The following is a 19,351-nucleotide window of genomic DNA, read 5'->3' as shown; positions in this document are numbered from 1 at the left end:
CAATGCATAACAAGAAAAGAGGACGCAAAGGGATGGAACATCGCAATCGCATCAAGACCCTGGGATCGCTCGCCTTGCTGGCGCTGGTCGGCAGCAGCGGGGCCCAGGCCGCCGAGGCTTTCTCGTCGGAATCGAAATGGATGACCGGCGACTGGGGCGGCACCCGTACCGAGCTGCTGGAGAAGGGCTACGACTTCACCCTCGACTACGTTGGCGAAGTGGCCGGCAACCTGCACGGTGGCTACAACGACGACAAGACCGCGCGCTACAGCGACCAGTTCGCCCTGGGCGCGCACCTGGACCTGGAGAAGATCTTCGGCTGGAAGGACACCGAGTTCAAGCTGGCGATCACCGAGCGTAGCGGCCGCAACCTGTCCAACGACCGCATCAGCGACCCGCGTGCCGGGCAGTTCAGCTCGGTGCAGGAGGTCTGGGGGCGCGGCCAGACCTGGCGCCTGACGCAGATGTGGGTCAAGCAGAAGTACTTCGACGGCGCGCTGGACGTGAAATTCGGCCGCTTCGGCGAGGGCGAGGACTTCAACAGCTTCCCCTGCGACTTCCAGAACCTGGCCTTCTGCGGCTCGCAAGTGGGCAACTGGGTCGGCGGCATCTGGTACAACTGGCCGGTCAGCCAGTGGGCGCTGCGGGTCAAGTACAACATCACCCCGGAATTCTTCGTCCAGGTCGGCGCCTACGAGCAGAACCCGTCGAACCTGGAGACCGGCAACGGCTTCAAACTCAGCGGCAGCGGCACCAAGGGCGCGATACTGCCGGTGGAGGCGGTCTGGTCGCCGAAGGTCAACGGCCTGCCGGGCGAGTACCGCCTGGGCTACTACTACAGCACCGCCAAGGCCGACGACGTGTACGACGACATCAACGGCAACCCGCAGGCGCTGACCGGCGCGGCGTTCAAGTCGCACTCCAGCAAGCACGGCTGGTGGGTCGTGGCCCAGCAGCAGGTCACCGCCCATGCCGGCGACGTCAACCGCGGCCTGAGCCTGTTCGCCAACTTCACCGTGCACGACAAGGCCACCAACGTGGTCGACAACTACCAGCAGGTCGGCCTGGTCTACAAGGGTGCCTTCGATGCCCGGCCCAAGGACGACATCGGCTTTGGCATCGCCCGCATCCACGTCAATGACGATGTGAAGAAGCGCGCCGAGCTGCTCAATGCCCAGTCCGGCATCAACGACTATGACAACCCGGGCTTCGCGCCGCTGCAGCGCACCGAGTACAACGCCGAGCTCTACTATGGCTTCCACGTCACCAATTGGCTGACCGTGCGCCCGAACCTGCAGTACATCAAGAGCCCGGGTGGTGTGGACGAAGTGGACAACGCGCTGGTCGCGGGGTTGAAGATTCAGTCGTCATTCTGAGAAAAATTGTTGTAAATTTACGCCATCCATTTCGGCCTTCCCGCTAACCACTGGTCTGCAGTGGTTAGCGGGCACGGGCTGAGACAGCGCTATCTCGAACAACAAAAGAGCTTGGAACCATGCCCGAACATCCGCTACATCGCTTCTTCACCTCGCAACGGCCCAGGCCGACCTTCGAGTGGGAGCGTTACCAGCAGCGCGATGTGCTGATCATCGACCACCCTCGCTGCCAGGCAGTGTTCAGCCGCCAGGGCGGGCAGCTCCTGCACTTTCAACCCGCCGGTGAGAAACCCTGGTTGTGGTGCGCCGAGCAGTGGCCGCAGGTAGGGGCTATCCGCGGAGGCGTGCCGGTGTGCTGGCCCTGGTATGGCCGCCATCCCAGCGAGGACCTGTGGCCGGCCCATGGCTGGGCGCGCCTGCTGGACTGGAAGCTGGTGGACAGCCGCGAGGACGAGGAGGGGGTGACCCTGAAATGGCGCCTGGACCTGTGCGACTGGCAGGTCGACCTGCATGCCCGGCTTGGAGCGAGCATGGAACTGAGCCTGAGCACCGAGCACCAGGACAGTGAACCGTGCCAGCTGAGCCATGCGCTGCTGGCCTACTGGCGGATCAGCGACGTGTCGAAGATAGCGCTGTCTGGGCTGGAGGACATCGACGGCTACGACCGTCTCAATCGCCAGGCCTGCCGCGAAGACGGCGCGCTGACCCTCAAGGGCGGTTGCCAGCGGGTCTATCCCGGTACGCCGCGGGTGCAATTGCAGGACCCGGCCTGGCAGCGCGAACTGTGCATCGACACCGGCGACAGCGACGACACTGTGGTCTGGCACCCTGGCAACCGGCCGTTGATGGGCGTGAGCGGGCGCGAGTGCCAAGGCTTCGTCTGCGTCGAGGCGGCCAGCGGCAGTGGCGAGGGTCTGAGCCTGGCGCCGGGCGAGCGGGCGCACCTGCGTTTGCAGGCGCACCGGCTCAGTTGAGGTCGTCGTCCTCGATCGGGTAGCGACTGGCGTTGAGGCTTTCCTTGATCTTGCGCAGGTGCGGCTGGAAGTCCACGCCACGGCGCAGGGTCATGCCGGTGGCGAGCACATCGAGCACGGTGAGCTGGATGATCCGCGAGGTCATCGGCATGTAGATGTCGGTGTCTTCCGGCAGCGGGATATGCAGGCTCAGGCTGCAGGCCTGGGCCAGGGGCGAGCCGGCGGCGGTCAGGCCGAGCACCGAGGCGCCGTTTTCCCGCGCCAGGCGCGCCACCTCGACCAGTTCGCGGGTGCGCCCGGTGTAGGAAATGATCACGAACAGGTCGCCGGTGTGGGCCACCGAAGCCAGCATGCGCTGCATCAGCACATCGGCGTGGGCCGACACGGCGAGGTTGAAACGGAAGAACTTGTGCTGCGCATCGAGGGCCACCGGGGCCGAGGCGCCGAGGCCGAAGAAGTGGATCTGTCGGGCTTGGATCATCATGTCCACGGCGCGGCTGACCTGCTGCGGGTCGAGCGCCTGGCAGGCGCTGTCGAGCGAGGCAATGGCGCTGCCGAAGATCTTCTGGGTGTAGGCGGCCGGATCGTCGTCTGCCTCCACCGCGCGGCTGACATAGGCGGCGCCGCTGGCCAGGCTCTGCGCCAGTTGCAGCTTGAGCTCGGGGTAGCCACTGACGCCGAACGAGCGGCAGAAGCGGTTGACCGTCGGTTCGCTGACACTGGCCGCCTGGGCCAGGGCGGCAATGCTGAAGCGGGTGGCTTGCTGCGGGTTGAGCAGGATGACTTCGGCGACCTTGCGTTCGGCCTTGTTCAGCTCGTCGAGGCGGCCCTGGATCTGTTCCAGGAGGTTTCGCACGCGGTCCATGGTGTGTCCTTGGGTCGGGAAGCAGGCTTTTTGCGCTGGTGTGTATCCTACTGTCGGTAAGATTGTCACACCACTTGTCTGTAATAGCTGTATTGGATGTTGTGGTTTTTACTACATTAACCCTTGAAAAGCAGGGTTGAAACCGGTATTCCTAGTCCAACATTTATAAAAGAACCAACATTATGGCCGCGATCAGTGTCGAACCCTGCACCTTCGCCCTCTTTGGCGCCCTAGGCGACCTGGCATTGCGCAAGCTGTTCCCCGCGCTCTACCAGCTCGACCGCGCCGACCTCCTGCACCCCGACACCCGCCTGCTGGCCCTGGCCCGCGAGCCGGGCAGCGTGCAGGAACACCTGAACAACATCGAAGCCCATCTGCGCCGCCACGTGCCGGAGGCCGAGATCGATGCCGCCTCCCTGGGGCGCTTCCTGGCGCGCCTGAGCTACCTGCACCTGGACTTCGTCGAGCCCGAGGGCTACCAGGCCTTGGCTGAGCAGGCACCGAGCGGGCAGCCGCTGATCGCCTACTTCGCCACGGCGGCGGCGGTCTACGGAGCGATCTGCGAGAACCTCGACAAGGCCGGCCTGGCGTCGCGCACCCGGGTGGTGCTGGAAAAGCCCATCGGCCACGACCTGGAGTCCTCGCGCCGGGTCAACGACGCCGTGGCGCGGTTCTTCCCCGAGAGCCGTGTCTACCGTATCGACCACTACCTGGGCAAGGAGACGGTGCAGAACCTGATCGCCCTGCGCTTCGCCAACAGCCTGTTCGAAACCCAGTGGAACCAGAACTCCATCTCCCATGTGGAGATCACCGTTGCCGAAAAGGTCGGCATCGAGGGCCGCTGGGGCTATTTCGACAAGGCCGGCCAGTTGCGCGACATGATCCAGAACCACCTGTTGCAGCTGCTCTGCCTGATCGCCATGGACCCGCCCAGCGACCTTTCGGCCGACAGCATCCGCGACGAGAAGGTCAAGGTGCTCAAGGCACTGGCGCCGATCACCGGCGAGGGCTTGAGCACCCATGTGGTGCGTGGGCAGTACATCGCCGGTTTCAGTGACGGCAAGCCGGTGCCGGGTTACCTCGAAGAGGACAACGCCAACGCCCAGAGCGACACCGAGACCTTCGTCGCCCTGCGTGCCGATATCCGCAACTGGCGCTGGTCGGGCGTGCCGTTCTACCTGCGCACCGGCAAGCGCATGCCGCAGAAGCTGTCGCAGATCGTCATCCATTTCAAGGAAACCCCGCACTACATCTTCGCCCCGGAACAGCGTTTGCAGATCGGCAACAAACTGATCATTCGCCTGCAGCCGGACGAGGGCATTTCGCTGCGGGTGATGACCAAGGAGCAGGGCCTGGACAAGGGCATGCAACTGCGCAGCGGCCCGCTGCAGCTGAATTTCTCCGACACCTGGCGCAGCGCGCGGATCCCGGATGCCTATGAGCGGTTGTTGCTGGAAGTGATGCGCGGCAACCAGAACCTGTTCGTGCGCAAGGACGAGATCGAATACGCCTGGAAGTGGTGCGACCAGCTGATCGCTGGCTGGAAGACCAGCGGTGACGCGCCCAAGCCCTATGCGGCCGGCTCCTGGGGGCCGATGAGCTCGATTGCATTGATTACACGTGATGGGAGGGCCTGGTATGGCGATATCTGAACTGCAACTGCCGGCGACCGTGAAGGTTCATCAGCTGGCTGATCCGAAAACCCTGGCGGCGACCCAGGCCTTCGACGTGGCCGAGCGCCTGCGCCAGGCGATCGCCAGCAAGGGGCAGGCTTGCCTGGTGCTGTCTGGCGGGCGTAGCCCGGTGCCCTTCCTCGAGAAGCTGGCCGGCGAGGCGCTGGACTGGTCCCGGGTCACCGTGAGCCTGGCCGATGAGCGCTGGGTGCCGGTGGCGCACGACGACAGCAACGCCGGCCTGCTGGCTCGTCACCTGTTCAAGGGGCCGGCGGCCAAGGCGCGCTTTATCGGGCTCTACCAACCCGCCGCTACCCTCGAAGCCGCTGCCGAGCAGGCCGACCAGGTGCTGGCCGACCTGCCACCGATCGATGTGCTGGTGCTGGGCATGGGCGACGATGGCCATACAGCCTCGCTGTTCCCGGCCAGCCCCAACCTGCGCCAGGGCCTGGCCAAGGTCGGTGAGCGCCGCTGCCTGCCGATGTTGGCGCCCAGCGTGCCGCACCAGCGCCTGAGCATGACCCGCGCGCTGCTGGCCACTGCCGGCCTGACCCTGTTGTCGGTGCAGGGCGCGGGCAAGCTTGCCACCCTGCGCACCGCGCTGGCGGCCGAAGACCCAACCGAAATGCCGATTCGCGCCTTTCTTCACGACCCCCTGGACATCTACTGGTGCCCATGAGCCAAGGATCCATTGTCATGACCACCCTCGAACGCCCACAGCCTTTGCTCTCGATGGCCGACAAAGCCGCGCGGATCGACGCGATCTGCAACAAGGCGCGCATCCTGCCGGTGATCACCATCGCCCGTGAGGAAGACATCCTGCCCCTGGCCGATGCCCTGGCCGCTGGCGGCATCCGCACCCTGGAAGTGACCCTGCGCTCGCAACACGGCCTGAAGGCCATCCAGGTGCTGCGCGAGCAGCGCCCGGAGCTGTGCGTCGGCGCCGGTACCGTGCTCGATCGCGGCATGTTCGCCGCCGTCGAGGCGGCGGGCGCGCAGTTCGTTGTTACCCCGGGCATCACCCAGGACATTCTCGAAGCGGGCGTGGACAGCGACATTCCGCTGTTGCCAGGCATCAGCACGCCGTCGGAGATCATGATGGGCTATGCCCTGGGCTACCGCCGCTTCAAGTTGTTCCCGGCCGAGATCAGTGGCGGCGTGGCGGCGATCAAGGCGTTCGGCGGCCCGTTCGGCGACATTCGCTTCTGCCCCACTGGCGGGGTCAACCCGGCCAACGTGCGCAACTACATGGCCCTGCCCAATGTGATGTGCGTGGGCGGTACCTGGATGCTCGATAGCAGTTGGATCAAGAACGGCGACTGGGCGCGGATCGAGGCGTGCAGCGCCGAGGCGATGGCGTTGCTGGACTGACAGATTTCGTTGTGTGCTACACGGCTTGTGGGGCGCTTGGTCGGCGCCCCTTTTTTTCGCCTGTGGGTTTTGGGTTGTTTGCACCGGCCTCATCGCGGATGAATCCGCTCCTACACGGTCCCTGTAGGAGCGGATTCATCCGCGATGAGGCCGGTACAGACAAAAAAAGCCCGCATCCAAGATGCGGGCCTTGATCATCACATTGCGACTTACGCCGCTTTGGCCTGCTGCTGGCTCAGCGAGCGGTTCAGTGCGCTGAACAGCGCCTTGAAGCTGGCGGTGGTGATGTTCTCGTCGATGCCCACGCCGTGCACCGGACGCCCGCCGGCCACGCGCAGCTCGATGTAGGCCGCGGCCTTGGCATTGGTGCCGGCACCGATGGCGTGTTCGTTGTAGTCCATGATCTCCACGGCGATCGGCAGGCCGGCCACCAGCGCTTCGAGGGCGCCGTTGCCCTTGCCGTGCCAGTGCAGGGTGGTTTCGCCTTCACCGGAGACTTCCACTTGCACGTGGCTGCTGCCGTTCTCTTCCTGCAGGCGGTGGCTGACCAGGGCATACGGGGCGTTGGCCTGGAGGTATTCCTTCTGCAGCAGCTTGTAGATCTGCTCGGCGGTCATTTCCAGGCCGAGACGGTCGGTCTCGCCCTGTACCACCTGGCTGAACTCGATCTGCATGCGGCGCGGCAGGCTGATGCCATATTCCTGCTCGAGCAGGTAGGTGATGCCGCCCTTGCCCGACTGGCTGTTGACACGGATCACCGCCTCGTAGCTGCGGCCGATGTCGGCCGGGTCGATCGGCAGGTACGGCACTTCCCACAGCTCGCCGTCCTGCTGCTTGGCGAAGCCCTTGCGGATGGCGTCCTGGTGCGAGCCGGAGAAGGCGGTGTGGACCAGGTCGCCAACGTACGGGTGACGTGGGTGCACCGGCAGCTGGTTGCATTCCTCGACGACCTTGCGCACGCCATCGATGTCGGAGAAGTCCAGCTGCGGGTCGATGCCCTGGGTGTAGAGGTTCAGTGCCAGGGTCACCAGGTCGACGTTGCCGGTACGCTCGCCGTTGCCGAACAGGCAGCCTTCGGCACGGTCGGCGCCAGCCATCAGGCCCAGCTCGGTGGCGGCGATGCCGGTGCCACGGTCGTTGTGGGTGTGCAGGCTGATGATCACGCTGTCGCGGCGGTTGACGTTACGGCAGAACCACTCGATCTGGTCGGCGTAGACGTTCGGCGTGGCGACTTCGACGGTGGCCGGCAGGTTGAGGATGATCTTGTGCTCGGGGGTCGGGTTCCACACCTCGATCACCGCGTCGCACACCTCTTTGGCGAACTCCAGCTCGGTGGCGCTGAAGGTTTCGGGCGAGTACTGGAAGGTCCACTGGGTTTGCGGCTGCTGCGCCGCGTACTTGACGAACAGCTTGGCGGCATTGACCGCGATGTCCTTGACGCCCTGCTTGTCCTGGTTGAAGACGATGCGGCGGAACGACGGGCAGGTGGCGTTGTACAGGTGAACGATGGCCTTCTTGGCGCCGCGCAGGGATTCGAAGGTACGGGCGATCAGGTCTTCACGGGCCTGGGTGAGCACCTGGATGGTGGTGTCGTCCGGGATATGGCCGTCTTCGATCAGGGTACGCACGAAGTCGAAGTCGGTCTGCGATGCGGACGGGAACGACGCCTCGATTTCCTTCACGCCTACTTGCACCAAGGTCTTCCAGAAACGCAGCTTCTTCTCGGCATCCATCGGCTCGATCAGCGACTGGTTGCCATCACGCAGGTCGGAACTGCACCAGATCGGCGCCTGGGTGATGGCCTTCGACGGCCAGGTACGGTCAGGCAGGTCGATGGTCGGGAAGGCGCGGTACTTCTTCGATGGGTCTTTGAGCATGGTCATGGAAGCAATCCTTTTATGTGCGGCCGTGATCGGGCCTGCCGAACGTGTACGAGATGAAAAGGCGAGGCGACGCGATTCACCCTGGTAGTCGGGCGCTGACCAGGCAGAGGCTGCGGTGTTGTTGGAGGAGGGTGCTGAAGATGTTCATATGCTCAACCCTAACCAGTGGGTTGGGGGATGGCAAGCATTGCGGGAAAATTGAGAGAAATGCTTAAAAAAACGATGATTGGGATTTTTTATGTCCGTTAATCAGGCCTTGTTGAGATTTTATTGCGTTATGTTTTTTCATTGCGCAAATCGCGGGGCCAGCCCGCTCCTACAATGCCAACGCCGGCTGCGTGGGAGCGGGCTGGCCCCGCGATTGCGATTTCAGGGCTGGAACGCGCCGATGAAGATCGCCGGATCCACCCGCGCATCGTTGAGGCTTACGTTCCAGTGCATGTGCGGCCCGGTGGCCCGGCCAGTCGAACCTACGCGGCCCACCACCTCGCCACGGCGCAGCGCCTGGCCCGGCTTCACGTCGATCTTCGACATGTGGCAGAACATGCTGATGAAGCCTTGCCCATGGTCGACGAACACCGTGCGGCCATTGAAGAAGTAGTCGCCCACCAGGATCACCTTGCCATTGGCCGGGGTCTTGATCGGCGTGCCGGCGGGCACGGCGAAGTCCAGCCCGGCATGGGGGTTGCGTTCCTCGCCATTGAAGAAGCGGCGCACGCCGAACTTGCTCGACAGCGGCCCGTTGACCGGCTTGTCGAGGACCAGGTTGCTTGGCAGCACAGGGCTGAAGCTGCGGTAGGCCTTGATCTGCTCGGCCAGTTCGCGGTCGATGCGCTTGAGGTCCTGCGGTTCAGGGTTGACCTGGCGCTTGTTCTTCAAGGTGATGTGCTGCTCGGGGTACTTCTTGCTGCCGACACTGAAAGGAATGCTGCGCCCACCCTGGGTCAGCACGGCGCTGCCGGGCTTTTGCGTCAGCGGGATGCCGACGATGGCCAGCCAGTTGTCCTGCTCCCTGACCACCAGTACCGGTTTGCCGTCGAAGCGCGCCGTCGGGGCGCTGGCGGCGGGCCCCAGGTCGACCACCGCCACGCCGCCGGGCACGGGCTTGTTGAGAGCGCGGGTGATGTAGCTGGCGTGGGCGGCCGTGACCGGCAGCAGCAAGGCGAGGGCAAGCAGGGGCGCGAACAGGCGTGGCATGTGTCAGTCCAGTAGCGAGAGGGTGACCGGGGTCTGGTGGTTGTCCTCGACCCGCACCTTGAGCTCGCCTTCGTTGAGGCGGGCAGTCAGGCGTTGGCCGTTGTGGGTTTGCGCGGCGCTGCGGATGGCCTGGCCGCGCTCATCCAGGAGGATGCTGTAGCCGCGGGCGAGGGTGGCCAGCGGGCTGACCACCTGCAGGGTCTGTAGTTGTGCCTGGAAGCGCTGGCGGCGGTCCTTGAGCACCTCGCGCATGGCCCGCGGCAGGCGCTCGGCGAGGCTGTCCAGGCGCTGCTTGAGCAGTTTCAGGCTGCGTCCTGGATGTTGCGCGGCCAGGCGCGTGTCGAGGCGGCCGAGGCGTTGCTGGCGCTGGTTCATGTCGAGCATGAAGGCGCGACGCAGGCGCATGTCCAGGTCGTCCAGGCGCTGGGCCTGCTGGCGCAGGCGTTCGCCGGGGTGGCGCAGGCGTCGGGCCAGCCCGTCGAGGCGCAGGCGGTCGTGGGCCAGGCGGTTCTGCATGCGCAGCAGCAGGCGCCGTTGCAGGCTGTCGAGGCGCTGCTGCAGGCCGCTGCTGTCGGGGGCGAGCAGCTCGGCGGCGGCCGACGGCGTGGGTGCGCGTACATCGGCGACGAAGTCGCTGATCGACACGTCGGTCTCATGGCCCACGGCGCTGACGATGGGCGTGACGCAGGCGGCCACGGCGCGGGCCACGGCCTCTTCGTTGAAGCACCAGAGGTCTTCCAGCGAGCCGCCGCCACGGGCCAGGATCAGCGCGTCGAAGCCTTGCCGATCGGCCATCTGCAGGGCGCGGACGATCTGGTTGATCGCCTCGCGGCCCTGCACCGTGGTGGGGATCAGGTTCAACTCGACCTGCGGCGCACGGCGGCCGAACACGCTGATGATGTCGCGGATCACCGCGCCGGTGGGCGAGGTGATGATGCCGATGCGTTGCGGGTGCGCCGGTAGCGGCTTCTTGCGTTCGGTGCTGAACAGCCCCTCGGCGCCGAGCTTTTCCTTCAGCGCCTCGAACGCCAGGCGCAGGGCACCGTCGCCGGCCGGCTCGACCGTATCGAGGATCAGCTGGTAGTCGCCACGCCCTTCGAACAGCGAGACCTTGCCGCGCACCCGTACCGCCAGGCCGTCGCGCAGGGCCTGGCGCACCCGGGCGGCGTTCTGCCGGAACAGCGCGCAGCGGATCTGCGCGCCGCTGTCCTTGAGGGTGAAGTACATATGGCCGGAGGCCGGGCGGGCGAGGTTGGAAATCTCGCCTTCCACCCAGACGCTGCGGAACACGTCCTCAAGCAGCACGCGGGCGCGGCCGTTGAGCTGGCTGACGGTGAGGACCTCGCGGTCCAGGCCGAGTCGTTCGAAAGGGTCTCTGATCATGGCGGCATCATAAAGGAGCCGTCGCGCGGATGCACTGTGCCGGCTGCTGGTACGCCCAACCTTGGGAGTATTTCCGGCTGCCGGCCCCGACACCCGGCGATGCAGTCTGGGCGCTTGATTCCATGAGGAGATTCGCCATGTATCCCATAGACGCCCACACTTACCGCTCCAAGGCTTTCAACCGACGGGTGCGATTCCTGGTGCTGCATTACACAGCCATCAATTTCAACGGCTCGATCAATGCGCTGGTCAACGGTACCCAGGTCAGCGCCCACTACCTGGTGCCCGACCCGTCCGATCCGAGCTTCGCGAGTGCAGGTTTTGATGCGATGCGCACCTTCAACCTCGTTGACGAGAACGAGCGCGCCTGGCATGCGGGGGTCAGCGGCTGGGCAGGACGCAGCAACCTGAACGATACGTCGATCGGCATCGAGATCGTCAACCAGGCGTCGGTGAGCAACGGCCAGTTCATGTTCCCGTCCTATCACCCCCAGCAGGTAGAAGCCTTGATCCAGCTGGGCCAGGCGATCCTGCAGCGCTATCCGGAGATCACGCCGACCCAGGTGGTCGGCCATAGCGACATCGCCATTGGCCGCAAGAGCGACCCGGGCGCCGCTTTTCCCTGGCAGGCCCTGCACCAGGCCGGTATCGGCGCCTGGTATGACGAGGCGCGCAAGGCGCACTACGAGCAGCGGTTCGCGGGTTGCCTGCCGCAGCTCAAGGTCGTCCTCGACAAGCTGCGTACCTACGGTTACAGCTTCCCGACCCGCCCCGATCCGGCCCAGGTGCGCGCGTTGCTCAGGGCGTTCCAGCTGCATTTCAGGCCAGGCAACTATGACGGTGTGCTGGATGCCGAGACCGCGGCGATCGTCTTTGCGCTGGTGGAGCGCTACATGCCCTGATCGCCCTGTGGCGAGCGCAGGCTGTCCAGCAGCTTTCTCGACAGCGCTGCTGCGTCGCGTCGGCAGGCCAGGGCCACGGTGCTCTGGCAAGCCTCGGCCAGCGGCACGAAGGTGACAGAGGGCGGGGCGATCTCGCGCATGCTCAGGGGCAGCAACGCCACACCGAACCCGGCCTGGATCAGTTGCAGCTGGGTGGTCTTGCGCGACACCACCTGCGCCGCCCGGGGAAAGAACCCTTCGTTCATGCATAACGACGCCGACAGGTAGCTCAGCCCGCCGCGCTGGCGGTGGGGTATGGAAATGAAGCGCTCCTCGCGCAGGTGCCCCAACCGAACACTGGCTGCCGCGGCCAGTGGGTGGTTCGCCGCCACAGCCAGCAGCAGGGGCTCATCGAACAACGCATGCAGCTCAACGCCCTCATGCTGGCGTAGCACCGGCAGGCGCAACAGGCCGATCTCCAGGCGGCCTTCGGCGATGTCCTCCAGTTGCGCCTCCGACGATTGCTGAGCGATCTCCAGGGAAACGCCGGGGTTGTCCTTGAGGTAGCCGCCGAGGCGCTGCAGCAGCTGGCCGGTCAGCGGCACGGTGCTGGAGTGGTTCAGCCGCAGGCTGCCGCGCAGGCCCTGGCCGATTTCCCGGGCCAGGCGCTCGGCCTTGTCCAGGTCGGCCAGCAGATGGCGGGCGCGCTCGAGAAAGGCCTGACCGGCCACGGTCAGGCGTGGCAGGCGCGCAGTGCGTTCGAACAGGGCGGTGCCCAGCTGAAGCTCAAGCTCCTTGATCTGCCGGCTGAGGGCCGACTGGGCAATGTACAACCGCTCGGCGGCGGCGCTGAAGCTGCCGACCTCGGCGATTTCGACGAAGTAGCGCAGTTGGCGGATAGAGGTCATGTCATGCCTTTTCGAGATATCTTGCGGCGAAAAGACATATTAGTCGGCATGGCTTGTGGCTGGCTAATCTTCAGTGGACTTCCTAGGAACTGCCGCGATGCTCGCTCAATTGTCGTTTTCCACGTCCGACTGGCTGCCCATCCTGCTGGGAGTGGGGGTGGCCTACATCGTCTTCGGCATCGCCGGTTTTGGCACCGCGCTGGTCGCCGGCCCCGTGCTGATCCATTTCATGCCGTTGTCACGGATCATCCCGCTGCTGGTGCTGCTGGACTTCGTCGCCGCCTTCGGCAACCTGCTGCCTTCGCGGCGCGATGTGGTGCGCGGCGAGTTGCTGCGCCTGCTGCCGTTCATGGCCGTGGGTTGCACCCTGGGCGTGGTGTTCCTGCTACGGCTCAAGTCCGATCTGCTGCTGTTGCTGATGGGCATCTTCGTGACCGCCTATGCGGTCTATGGCCTGGCGGTCAAGGTGCGCCCGGCTAGCCTGTCGGGCGCCTGGGCGGTGCCCATGGGCACGGTGGGCGGATTGTTCGGCGCCTTGTTCGGCAGTGGTGGATTCCTCTACGCGATCTACCTCAGCGCCCGCCTGGAGGCCAAGGAACAGGTGCGTGCGACCCAGGTCGCCCTGATCAGTTGCAGCACGGTGGTGCGCCTGTCGCTGTTCCTGATCGCCGGGGTGTATGCCGATAGCAGCTTGCTGCTGCTCGCCGCCTGCCTGCTGCCGGTGATGTTCGTCGGCACCTGGCTGGGGCGGCGACTGACCTTGAAACTGTCCCGCGAGGCCTTCATCCGCCTGGTCACCTGGTTGGTCCTGGCCAGCGGCCTGGCGTTGATCGGTCGCTACCTGAGCGCCTGAGCAGGCGCTAGAATTGCGCCATTACCGCAGTCCCCAGGCCCGCCTCACGCATGAATACCCAGAGCATCATCGTCCCCAAACTGTCCACCGTGCCCGTCCATGAGGCGCGCGCCCGCGCCATCCTGCGTTGGCTGGTGCGCGAAAAAATCGTCGAGGAACAGTTGAGCACCTGTGGGCGCACCGGCAACCGCATGGGCCATGCCCTGGCGGAGGGGGCGCGCAAGGTGGCCCTGCATCCCGAGAGGTTGCCGTTCGGCGAGCAGGTCAACGGCCTGGAAGTGATGCTCAAGCGCTGCATCTACACCCCCACCGACGGTTTTCTCGAAGAAGCCGGTTGCCCGGAGTGCCGGCGCGAGGTCGGCGAGCCGCTGTTCGAGAGCCTGGAGGAGTGGATGCCGGGGGTGAGCGATAACTTCACCTGCCCGTTGTGCGGCTTCGAAGACGACATCAATGGCTTTCTCTATTTGCAGCCGTGTGCCTTTTCCAACCTGGGGTTCATCTTCAATAACTGGGGCGAGGCCGGGTTTACCCAGGCCTTCCTCGACAGCTTCGCCGACTGGCTGGACCAGCCGGTGGCGGTGGTGCAGGTAAAACTGCCGCAAGGCTGACCGAAGGCCCTTATTTTGCATTGAGCGGCGCGCCATGGATGGGTATAATGGCGCGCTTCCATTTTTCCCTCCCGGGAGCCCCCGCGATGCTGCGTATCAGCCAAGAAGCCCTGACCTTCGACGATATCCTCCTTGTACCTGGCTACTCCGAGGTACTGCCCAATGAAGTCAGTCTCAAGACCCGTTTGACTCGTGGCATCGAGCTGAACATTCCCCTGGTCTCCGCCGCCATGGATACCGTGACCGAAGCGCGCCTGGCCATCGCCATGGCCCAGGAAGGCGGCATCGGCATCATCCACAAGAACATGACCATCGAGCAGCAGGCCGGCGAAGTACGCAAGGTCAAGAAGTTCGAGGCTGGCGTGGTCAAGGACCCGATCACCATCGACGCCGACGCCACCGTGCGCGACCTGTTCGACCTGACCCGCCTGAACAACATCTCCGGTGTTCCGGTGCTGGAAAACGGTGACCTGGTCGGCATCGTCACCTCCCGCGACGTGCGCTTCGAAACCCGCCTGGACGCCAAGGTCCGCGACGTGATGACCCCCAAAGAGCGTCTGGTCACCGTCCGCGAAGGCGCCGACAAGAACGAAGTCCGCGAGCTGCTGCACAAGCACCGCCTGGAAAAAGTCCTGATCGTCGACGACAAGTTCGCCCTCAAGGGCATGATGACCGTCAAGGACATCGAGAAGGCCAAGGCCTACCCGCTGGCCAGCAAGGACGACCAGGGTCGCCTGCGCGTCGGCGCCGCGGTCGGTACCGGCAAGGACACCGGCGAGCGTGTTGCCGCCCTGGTAGCCGCCGGCGTTGACGTGGTGGTGGTCGACACCGCCCACGGTCACTCCAAAGGCGTGATCGACCGCGTGCGTTGGGTGAAAGAAACCTACCCGCAAGTGCAGGTGATCGGCGGCAACATCGCCACCGGCGCCGCCGCCAAGGCCCTGGCAGAAGCCGGCGCCGACGCGGTCAAGGTCGGTATCGGCCCAGGCTCGATCTGCACCACCCGTATCGTCGCCGGTGTCGGCGTGCCGCAGATCAGCGCCATCGCCAACGTCGCCGCCGCACTGGAAGGCACTGGCGTGCCACTGATCGCCGACGGCGGCATCCGTTTCTCGGGTGACCTGTCCAAGGCCATCGTCGCCGGTGCGTCCTGCGTGATGATGGGCTCGATGTTCGCCGGTACCGAAGAAGCGCCGGGCGAAGTCGAACTGTTCCAGGGCCGTTCCTACAAGGCCTACCGCGGCATGGGCTCGCTGGGTGCCATGGCACAGGCGCAAGGCTCGTCCGACCGTTACTTCCAGGACTCCTCGGCCGGCGCCGAGAAGCTGGTGCCGGAAGGTATCGAAGGCCGCGTGCCGTACAAGGGCGCCCTGGCCGCGATCATCCACCAGCTGATGGGCGGCCTGCGTTCGTCCATGGGCTACACCGGCAGCGCGACCATCGAAGAGATGCGTACCAAGCCGGAGTTCGTGCGCATCACCGGTGCCGGCATGGCCGAGTCCCACGTGCATGACGTGCAGATCACCAAAGAAGCCCCTAACTACCGCGTAGGCTGAGGCTTCCAGCAATTACCGAACGGGGCTGTCATACACAGCCCCGCGTCGTTTCCGATTTCCACTGACGAGATTGAGTCATGGCCCTCGACATTCACGCTCACCGTATCCTGATCCTCGATTTCGGTTCCCAGTACACCCAGCTGATCGCCCGCCGCGTGCGCGAGATCGGTGTGTATTGCGAGCTGCACCCGTTCGACATGGACGATGAAGCGATCCGCGAATTCAACCCGCGCGGCATCATCCTGGCCGGTGGCCCCGAGTCGGTCCACGAAGCCAACAGCCCACGCGCGCCGCAGGCCGTGTTCGACCTGAAAGTACCCGTGCTGGGCATCTGCTACGGCATGCAGACCATGGCCGAGCAGATGGGCGGCAAGGTCGAAGGTTCCGACCTGCGCGAGTTCGGTTACGCCCGCGTCGACGTGGTCGGTAAGAGCCGCCTGCTCGACGGCATCGAAGACCATGTCGACGATGACGGCGTGCTGGGCCTGGACGTGTGGATGAGCCACGGCGACAAGGTCACCCAGATGCCAGGCAACTTCAGCGTGCTGGCCAGCACTCCGAGCTGCCCGATCGCCGGCATGTACGACGATGCCCTGGGCTACTACGGCGTGCAGTTCCACCCGGAAGTGACCCACACCAAGCAAGGCGGTCGCATCCTGTCGCGCTTCGTCCAGGACATATGCGGCTGTGAAGCGCTGTGGACTGCCTCGAACATCGTCGAGGACGCCATCGCCCAGGTCCGTGCACAGGTCGGTTCGGCCAACGTCCTGCTGGGCCTGTCCGGCGGCGTCGACAGCTCGGTTGTTGCCGCGCTGCTGCACCGCGCCATCGGCGACCAGCTGACCTGCGTGTTCGTCGACAACGGCCTGCTGCGCCTGCACGAAGGCGACCAGGTGATGGCCATGTTCAAGGAGAACATGGGCGTCAAGGTGATCCGCGCCGATGCCGAGAAGCAGTTCCTCGACAATCTGGAAGGCGAAGCGGACCCTGAGAAGAAGCGCAAGATCATCGGCCGCACCTTCATCGACGTGTTCGATGCCGAGGCCAGCAAGCTGGAGAACATCCAGTTCCTTGCCCAGGGCACCATCTACCCCGACGTGATCGAGTCGGCCGGCGCCAAGAGCGGCAAGGCCCACGTGATCAAGTCGCACCACAACGTCGGCGGCCTGCCGGAGGAAATGAACCTCAAGCTGGTCGAGCCCCTGCGTGAGCTGTTCAAGGACGAAGTGCGCAAGATCGGCCTGGAGCTGGGCCTGCCGTACGACATGGTCTACCGCCACCCGTTCCCGGGCCCGGGCCTGGGCGTGCGCATCCTCGGTGAAGTGAAGAAGGAATACGCCGACATCCTGCGTCGCGCCGACCACATCTTCATCGAAGAACTGCGCAAGGCCGACTGGTACCACAAGACCAGCCAGGCGTTCGTGGTGTTCCAGCCGGTCAAGTCGGTCGGCGTCGTCGGCGACGGCCGTCGCTACGCCTGGGTCGTGGCCCTGCGTGCCGTCGAGACCGTGGACTTCATGACCGCGCGCTGGGCGCACCTGCCGTACGAACTGCTGGAAACCGTCAGCGGCCGTATCATCAACGAAATCGACGGCATCTCCCGCGTCACCTACGACGTGTCGAGCAAGCCGCCGGCCACTATCGAGTGGGAATGAGTTGAGCCACAAGGGCGCCGCAAGGCGCCCTTGTCGTATCTGGGGGGAGGCTCAGGTCTCGCGCTGGTAAGCGGGAAGGCGTGTAGGGCTTGCTCGCGAAGCAGGCCAGCGACTCCTGCAGGTGTACCGCCCCATCGCTTCGGCAACGAACAGCCCTGCGACAAGACTTCACTTAATATTTCGCAAATGCAGGTGTATCGTATTCGCCCTTCATCGCCAGCCCTGCTGGCAGCTTGATCGCGCAGAAACGAGGTACCCGCACCGATGTCCTTTACCCGTCGACAAATGCTCAAGGGCCTGACCGGCCTTGTGGTGGTAGGCCTGGGCGCCGGTGGCGCGGCGCGTTACTGGCTGGGCAAGGTCGATGACGACAACGCTGGGCACGACTACGAGCTGATCGCCGCACCGCTGGACGTCGAGCTGGTGCCGGGGTTCAAGACCGAGGCCTGGGCCTTCGGCCCGTCGGCGCCGGGGACCGAGCTGCGGGTGCGCCAGGGTACGTGGCTGCGGGTGCGCTTCATCAACCACTTGCCGGTGGAAACCACCATTCACTGGCATGGCATCCGCCTGCCGCTGGAAATGGACGGCGTGCCGTACGTGTCGCAGTTGCCGGTCAAGCCCGGTGAATATTTCGACTACAAGTTCCGTGTGCCGGATGCCGGCAGTTACTGGTACCACCCCCATGTAAGCAGCTCCGAGGAGCTGGGGCGCGGGCTGGTTGGCCCACTGATCGTCGAAGAGCGCGAGCCGACCGGTTTCAAGCACGAACGCACGCTGAGCCTGAAGAACTGGCACGTGGACGAGCAGGGCGCCTGGTTGCCGTTCAGCATCCCTCGCGAGGCGGCACGCAACGGCACGGCCGGGCGGCTGATCACTATCAATGGCCAGGCCGAGTCGGTTACGGAGCTGCCGGCCGGACAGGTGGTGCGGGTGCGTCTGTTGAACCTGGACAACACCTGGACCTATCGCTTGAACCTCAAGGGCAACTGCGAGGCGATGATCTACGCCCTCGATGGCAACCCGATCACCCCGCGCCCGCTAGACGAGGAATACTGGCTTGGCCCCGGCATGCGCATCTGCCTGGCGATCCGCATTCCCGAGGCGGGCGAGGAGGTCTCGTTGCGTGACGGCTTCGTGCGCCTGGGTACCTTGCGCTCGGTGGCCAGCAGCGACGCTCCAGGCGACTGGCCCAAGGCGCTGCCGCCGAACCCGGTTGCCGAGCCGGACCTGGAGAACGCCGAGAAGCTCAACTTCAATTTCGAATGGGTCGGCAAGGTTTCGGTGAACACCGAGAACGGCAAGCCGCCGAGCCTGTGGCAGATCAACGGCCAAGCCTGGGACATCACCGACAAGACTTGCGCCGACCGGCCCATCGCTACGCTGCAGAAGGGCAAGAGCTATATCCTCGAGCTGAAGAACATGACCCAGTACCAGCACCCGATCCACCTGCACGGCATGAGTTTCAAGGTGATCGCCTCCAATCGGCGTAAGATCGTCGAGCCGTGGTTCACCGATACCTACCTGCTGGGCAAGAACGAGCGGGCGCAGGTGGCGCTGGTGGCGGATAACCCGGGCACCTGGATGTTCCACTGCCATGTCATCGACCACATGGAAACCGGCCTGATGGCCGCGATAGCGGTGGTCTGATGCGTCCGCAGATCATCGATCGCAGCCGCGATCAGGAATTCATGCGCCTGGCCCTCGAACTGGCGGCCCAGGGCGCGGCCCTGGGCGAGGTGCCGGTGGGGGCGGTGCTGGTGCAGCACGGCCAGGTGCTCGGCCAGGGCTTCAACCGGCCGATCCTCGACAGCGACCCCAGCGCCCACGCCGAGATGGTGGCGATCCGCGCTGCGGCCAAGTCCGCCAGCAACTACCGCCTGCCGGGCAGCACCCTGTACGTGACGCTGGAACCGTGCAGCATGTGCGCGGGGCTGATCGTCCATTCGCGGGTGGCGCGGGTGGTGTATGGGGCGCTAGAGCCCAAGGCGGGGATCGTGCAGAGCCAGGGGCAGTTCTTCACCCAGGGTTTTCTCAACCATCGGGTGATGTACGAGGGGGGAGTGCTGGCCGAGGAATGTGGCGCGATCCTCAGCGAGTTTTTCAAGGCTCGGCGGGCCAAGGGCTAACCCGCGCCGGCCTCATCGCTGGCAAGCCAGCTCCCACAGGAT

At 65.0% G+C, this 19,351-nt stretch carries 17 protein-coding genes; 12 read left to right on the top strand and 5 right to left on the bottom strand.

Going from position 1 to position 19,351, the window contains the following annotated elements; all coding sequences use genetic code 11:
* Window positions 1-2: 2 nt before the first annotated feature.
* Entirely contained in the window at window positions 3-1,376 is a 1,374-nt protein-coding gene (locus tag ACZ9C1_RS13585) for a carbohydrate porin (protein WP_371926796.1), read from the top strand.
* A gap of 119 nt (window positions 1,377-1,495) precedes the next feature.
* Window positions 1,496-2,350: a D-hexose-6-phosphate mutarotase gene (locus tag ACZ9C1_RS13580; protein WP_046854323.1), complete on the top strand. Its 855-nt coding sequence runs from the start codon at window positions 1,496-1,498 to the stop codon at window positions 2,348-2,350.
* On the opposite strand, the gene hexR is transcribed toward ACZ9C1_RS13580, so the two are convergent.
* Window positions 2,343-3,206, bottom strand: a complete 864-nt coding sequence (hexR, locus tag ACZ9C1_RS13575; RefSeq protein ID WP_172670918.1) for a DNA-binding transcriptional regulator HexR — start codon at window positions 3,204-3,206, stop codon at window positions 2,343-2,345. The two genes, ACZ9C1_RS13580 and hexR, sit on opposite strands and share 8 nt — an antisense overlap.
* Before the next feature lie 191 nt (window positions 3,207-3,397).
* Between hexR and zwf the strand changes: the two genes are divergently transcribed.
* The 3 genes from zwf to ACZ9C1_RS13560 are packed head-to-tail and all read left to right on the top strand — an operon-like array spanning window position 3,398 to window position 6,259.
* Window positions 3,398-4,867, top strand: coding sequence for a glucose-6-phosphate dehydrogenase (gene zwf, locus ACZ9C1_RS13570; RefSeq protein ID WP_214500530.1), 1,470 nt, complete (start codon window positions 3,398-3,400; stop codon window positions 4,865-4,867).
* Window positions 4,854-5,567 carry a 6-phosphogluconolactonase gene (gene pgl, locus ACZ9C1_RS13565; RefSeq protein ID WP_277501825.1) on the top strand — a complete coding sequence of 238 codons (714 nt, stop codon included), beginning with the start codon at window positions 4,854-4,856 and terminating at the stop codon, window positions 5,565-5,567. The genes zwf and pgl overlap by 14 nt, the downstream gene beginning before the upstream one ends.
* Before the next feature lie 17 nt (window positions 5,568-5,584).
* Complete coding sequence (locus ACZ9C1_RS13560; protein WP_046854326.1) at window positions 5,585-6,259, top strand: bifunctional 4-hydroxy-2-oxoglutarate aldolase/2-dehydro-3-deoxy-phosphogluconate aldolase; 675 nt, start codon at window positions 5,585-5,587, stop codon at window positions 6,257-6,259.
* A 209-nt stretch (window positions 6,260-6,468) separates the two neighbouring features.
* On the opposite strand, the gene leuA is transcribed toward ACZ9C1_RS13560, so the two are convergent.
* From leuA to xseA, 3 genes are all read right to left on the bottom strand, one after another.
* Window positions 6,469-8,142, bottom strand: a complete 1,674-nt coding sequence (gene leuA, locus ACZ9C1_RS13555) for a 2-isopropylmalate synthase (protein WP_102682942.1) — start codon at window positions 8,140-8,142, stop codon at window positions 6,469-6,471.
* Window positions 8,143-8,511: 369 nt separating this feature from the next.
* Window positions 8,512-9,339, bottom strand: coding sequence for a peptidoglycan DD-metalloendopeptidase family protein (locus tag ACZ9C1_RS13550; protein WP_457378188.1), 828 nt, complete (start codon window positions 9,337-9,339; stop codon window positions 8,512-8,514).
* Window positions 9,340-9,342: 3 nt separating this feature from the next.
* Entirely contained in the window at window positions 9,343-10,722 is a 1,380-nt protein-coding gene (gene xseA / locus ACZ9C1_RS13545) for an exodeoxyribonuclease VII large subunit (protein WP_476254066.1), read from the bottom strand.
* Between the two features lie 137 nt (window positions 10,723-10,859).
* Between xseA and ACZ9C1_RS13540 the strand changes: the two genes are divergently transcribed.
* Window positions 10,860-11,624, top strand: coding sequence for an N-acetylmuramoyl-L-alanine amidase (locus ACZ9C1_RS13540; protein ID WP_476254065.1), 765 nt, complete (start codon window positions 10,860-10,862; stop codon window positions 11,622-11,624).
* On the opposite strand, the gene ACZ9C1_RS13535 is transcribed toward ACZ9C1_RS13540, so the two are convergent.
* Window positions 11,612-12,511 (bottom strand): LysR family transcriptional regulator, encoded by a 900-nt coding sequence (locus tag ACZ9C1_RS13535; protein WP_457378191.1) that lies wholly within the window; start codon window positions 12,509-12,511, stop codon window positions 11,612-11,614. The genes ACZ9C1_RS13540 and ACZ9C1_RS13535 overlap by 13 nt on opposite strands.
* A gap of 97 nt (window positions 12,512-12,608) precedes the next feature.
* Here ACZ9C1_RS13535 and ACZ9C1_RS13530 point away from each other — a divergent pair, with 97 nt between their 5' ends.
* The 6 genes from ACZ9C1_RS13530 to tadA all read left to right on the top strand — a co-directional run bounded on the left by ACZ9C1_RS13530 (window position 12,609) and on the right by tadA (window position 19,309).
* A complete protein-coding gene (locus tag ACZ9C1_RS13530) occupies window positions 12,609-13,364 on the top strand; it encodes a sulfite exporter TauE/SafE family protein (RefSeq protein ID WP_139669097.1) in 756 nt (251 codons plus the stop codon).
* Window positions 13,365-13,414: 50 nt separating this feature from the next.
* Window positions 13,415-13,972 (top strand): sugar ABC transporter ATPase, encoded by a 558-nt coding sequence (locus ACZ9C1_RS13525; protein WP_102682938.1) that lies wholly within the window; start codon window positions 13,415-13,417, stop codon window positions 13,970-13,972.
* 86 nt (window positions 13,973-14,058) lie between these two features.
* On the top strand, window positions 14,059-15,528 hold the full coding sequence (gene guaB, locus ACZ9C1_RS13520; RefSeq protein ID WP_023628475.1) for an IMP dehydrogenase: 1,470 nt from the start codon (window positions 14,059-14,061) through the stop codon (window positions 15,526-15,528).
* A 77-nt stretch (window positions 15,529-15,605) separates the two neighbouring features.
* Window positions 15,606-17,183 (top strand): glutamine-hydrolyzing GMP synthase, encoded by a 1,578-nt coding sequence (guaA, locus tag ACZ9C1_RS13515; protein ID WP_011535447.1) that lies wholly within the window; start codon window positions 15,606-15,608, stop codon window positions 17,181-17,183.
* Between the two features lie 264 nt (window positions 17,184-17,447).
* Complete coding sequence (locus ACZ9C1_RS13510; RefSeq protein WP_476254064.1) at window positions 17,448-18,830, top strand: multicopper oxidase family protein; 1,383 nt, start codon at window positions 17,448-17,450, stop codon at window positions 18,828-18,830.
* On the top strand, window positions 18,830-19,309 hold the full coding sequence (gene tadA / locus ACZ9C1_RS13505; RefSeq protein ID WP_046854335.1) for a tRNA adenosine(34) deaminase TadA: 480 nt from the start codon (window positions 18,830-18,832) through the stop codon (window positions 19,307-19,309). The genes ACZ9C1_RS13510 and tadA overlap by 1 nt, the downstream gene beginning before the upstream one ends.
* Window positions 19,310-19,351: the final 42 nt, after the last annotated feature.

The sequence above is a fragment of the Pseudomonas sp. TE21435 genome, from assembly GCF_056279265.1.
This window is presented reverse-complemented; position numbering and strand designations above follow the sequence as displayed.

Bases quoted from the DNA above. Each gene is read 5' to 3' on its own strand.
- ACZ9C1_RS13530 (WP_139669097.1), top strand. From the start codon at position 12,609: ATGCTCGCTCAATTGTCGTTTTCCACGTCCGACTGGCTGCCCATCCTG.
- tadA (WP_046854335.1), top strand. From the start codon at position 18,830: ATGCGTCCGCAGATCATCGATCGCAGCCGCGATCAGGAATTCATGCGC.
- leuA (WP_102682942.1), bottom strand. From the start codon at position 8,142: ATGACCATGCTCAAAGACCCATCGAAGAAGTACCGCGCCTTCCCGACC.
- ACZ9C1_RS13580 (WP_046854323.1), top strand. From the start codon at position 1,496: ATGCCCGAACATCCGCTACATCGCTTCTTCACCTCGCAACGGCCCAGG.
- ACZ9C1_RS13550 (WP_457378188.1), bottom strand. From the start codon at position 9,339: ATGCCACGCCTGTTCGCGCCCCTGCTTGCCCTCGCCTTGCTGCTGCCG.
- pgl (WP_277501825.1), top strand. From the start codon at position 4,854: ATGGCGATATCTGAACTGCAACTGCCGGCGACCGTGAAGGTTCATCAG.
- guaA (WP_011535447.1), top strand. From the start codon at position 15,606: ATGGCCCTCGACATTCACGCTCACCGTATCCTGATCCTCGATTTCGGT.
- xseA (WP_476254066.1), bottom strand. From the start codon at position 10,722: ATGATCAGAGACCCTTTCGAACGACTCGGCCTGGACCGCGAGGTCCTC.
- ACZ9C1_RS13535 (WP_457378191.1), bottom strand. From the start codon at position 12,511: ATGACCTCTATCCGCCAACTGCGCTACTTCGTCGAAATCGCCGAGGTC.
- ACZ9C1_RS13540 (WP_476254065.1), top strand. From the start codon at position 10,860: ATGTATCCCATAGACGCCCACACTTACCGCTCCAAGGCTTTCAACCGA.
- guaB (WP_023628475.1), top strand. From the start codon at position 14,059: ATGCTGCGTATCAGCCAAGAAGCCCTGACCTTCGACGATATCCTCCTT.
- ACZ9C1_RS13510 (WP_476254064.1), top strand. From the start codon at position 17,448: ATGTCCTTTACCCGTCGACAAATGCTCAAGGGCCTGACCGGCCTTGTG.
- zwf (WP_214500530.1), top strand. From the start codon at position 3,398: ATGGCCGCGATCAGTGTCGAACCCTGCACCTTCGCCCTCTTTGGCGCC.
- ACZ9C1_RS13560 (WP_046854326.1), top strand. From the start codon at position 5,585: ATGACCACCCTCGAACGCCCACAGCCTTTGCTCTCGATGGCCGACAAA.
- ACZ9C1_RS13525 (WP_102682938.1), top strand. From the start codon at position 13,415: ATGAATACCCAGAGCATCATCGTCCCCAAACTGTCCACCGTGCCCGTC.
- ACZ9C1_RS13585 (WP_371926796.1), top strand. From the start codon at position 3: ATGCATAACAAGAAAAGAGGACGCAAAGGGATGGAACATCGCAATCGC.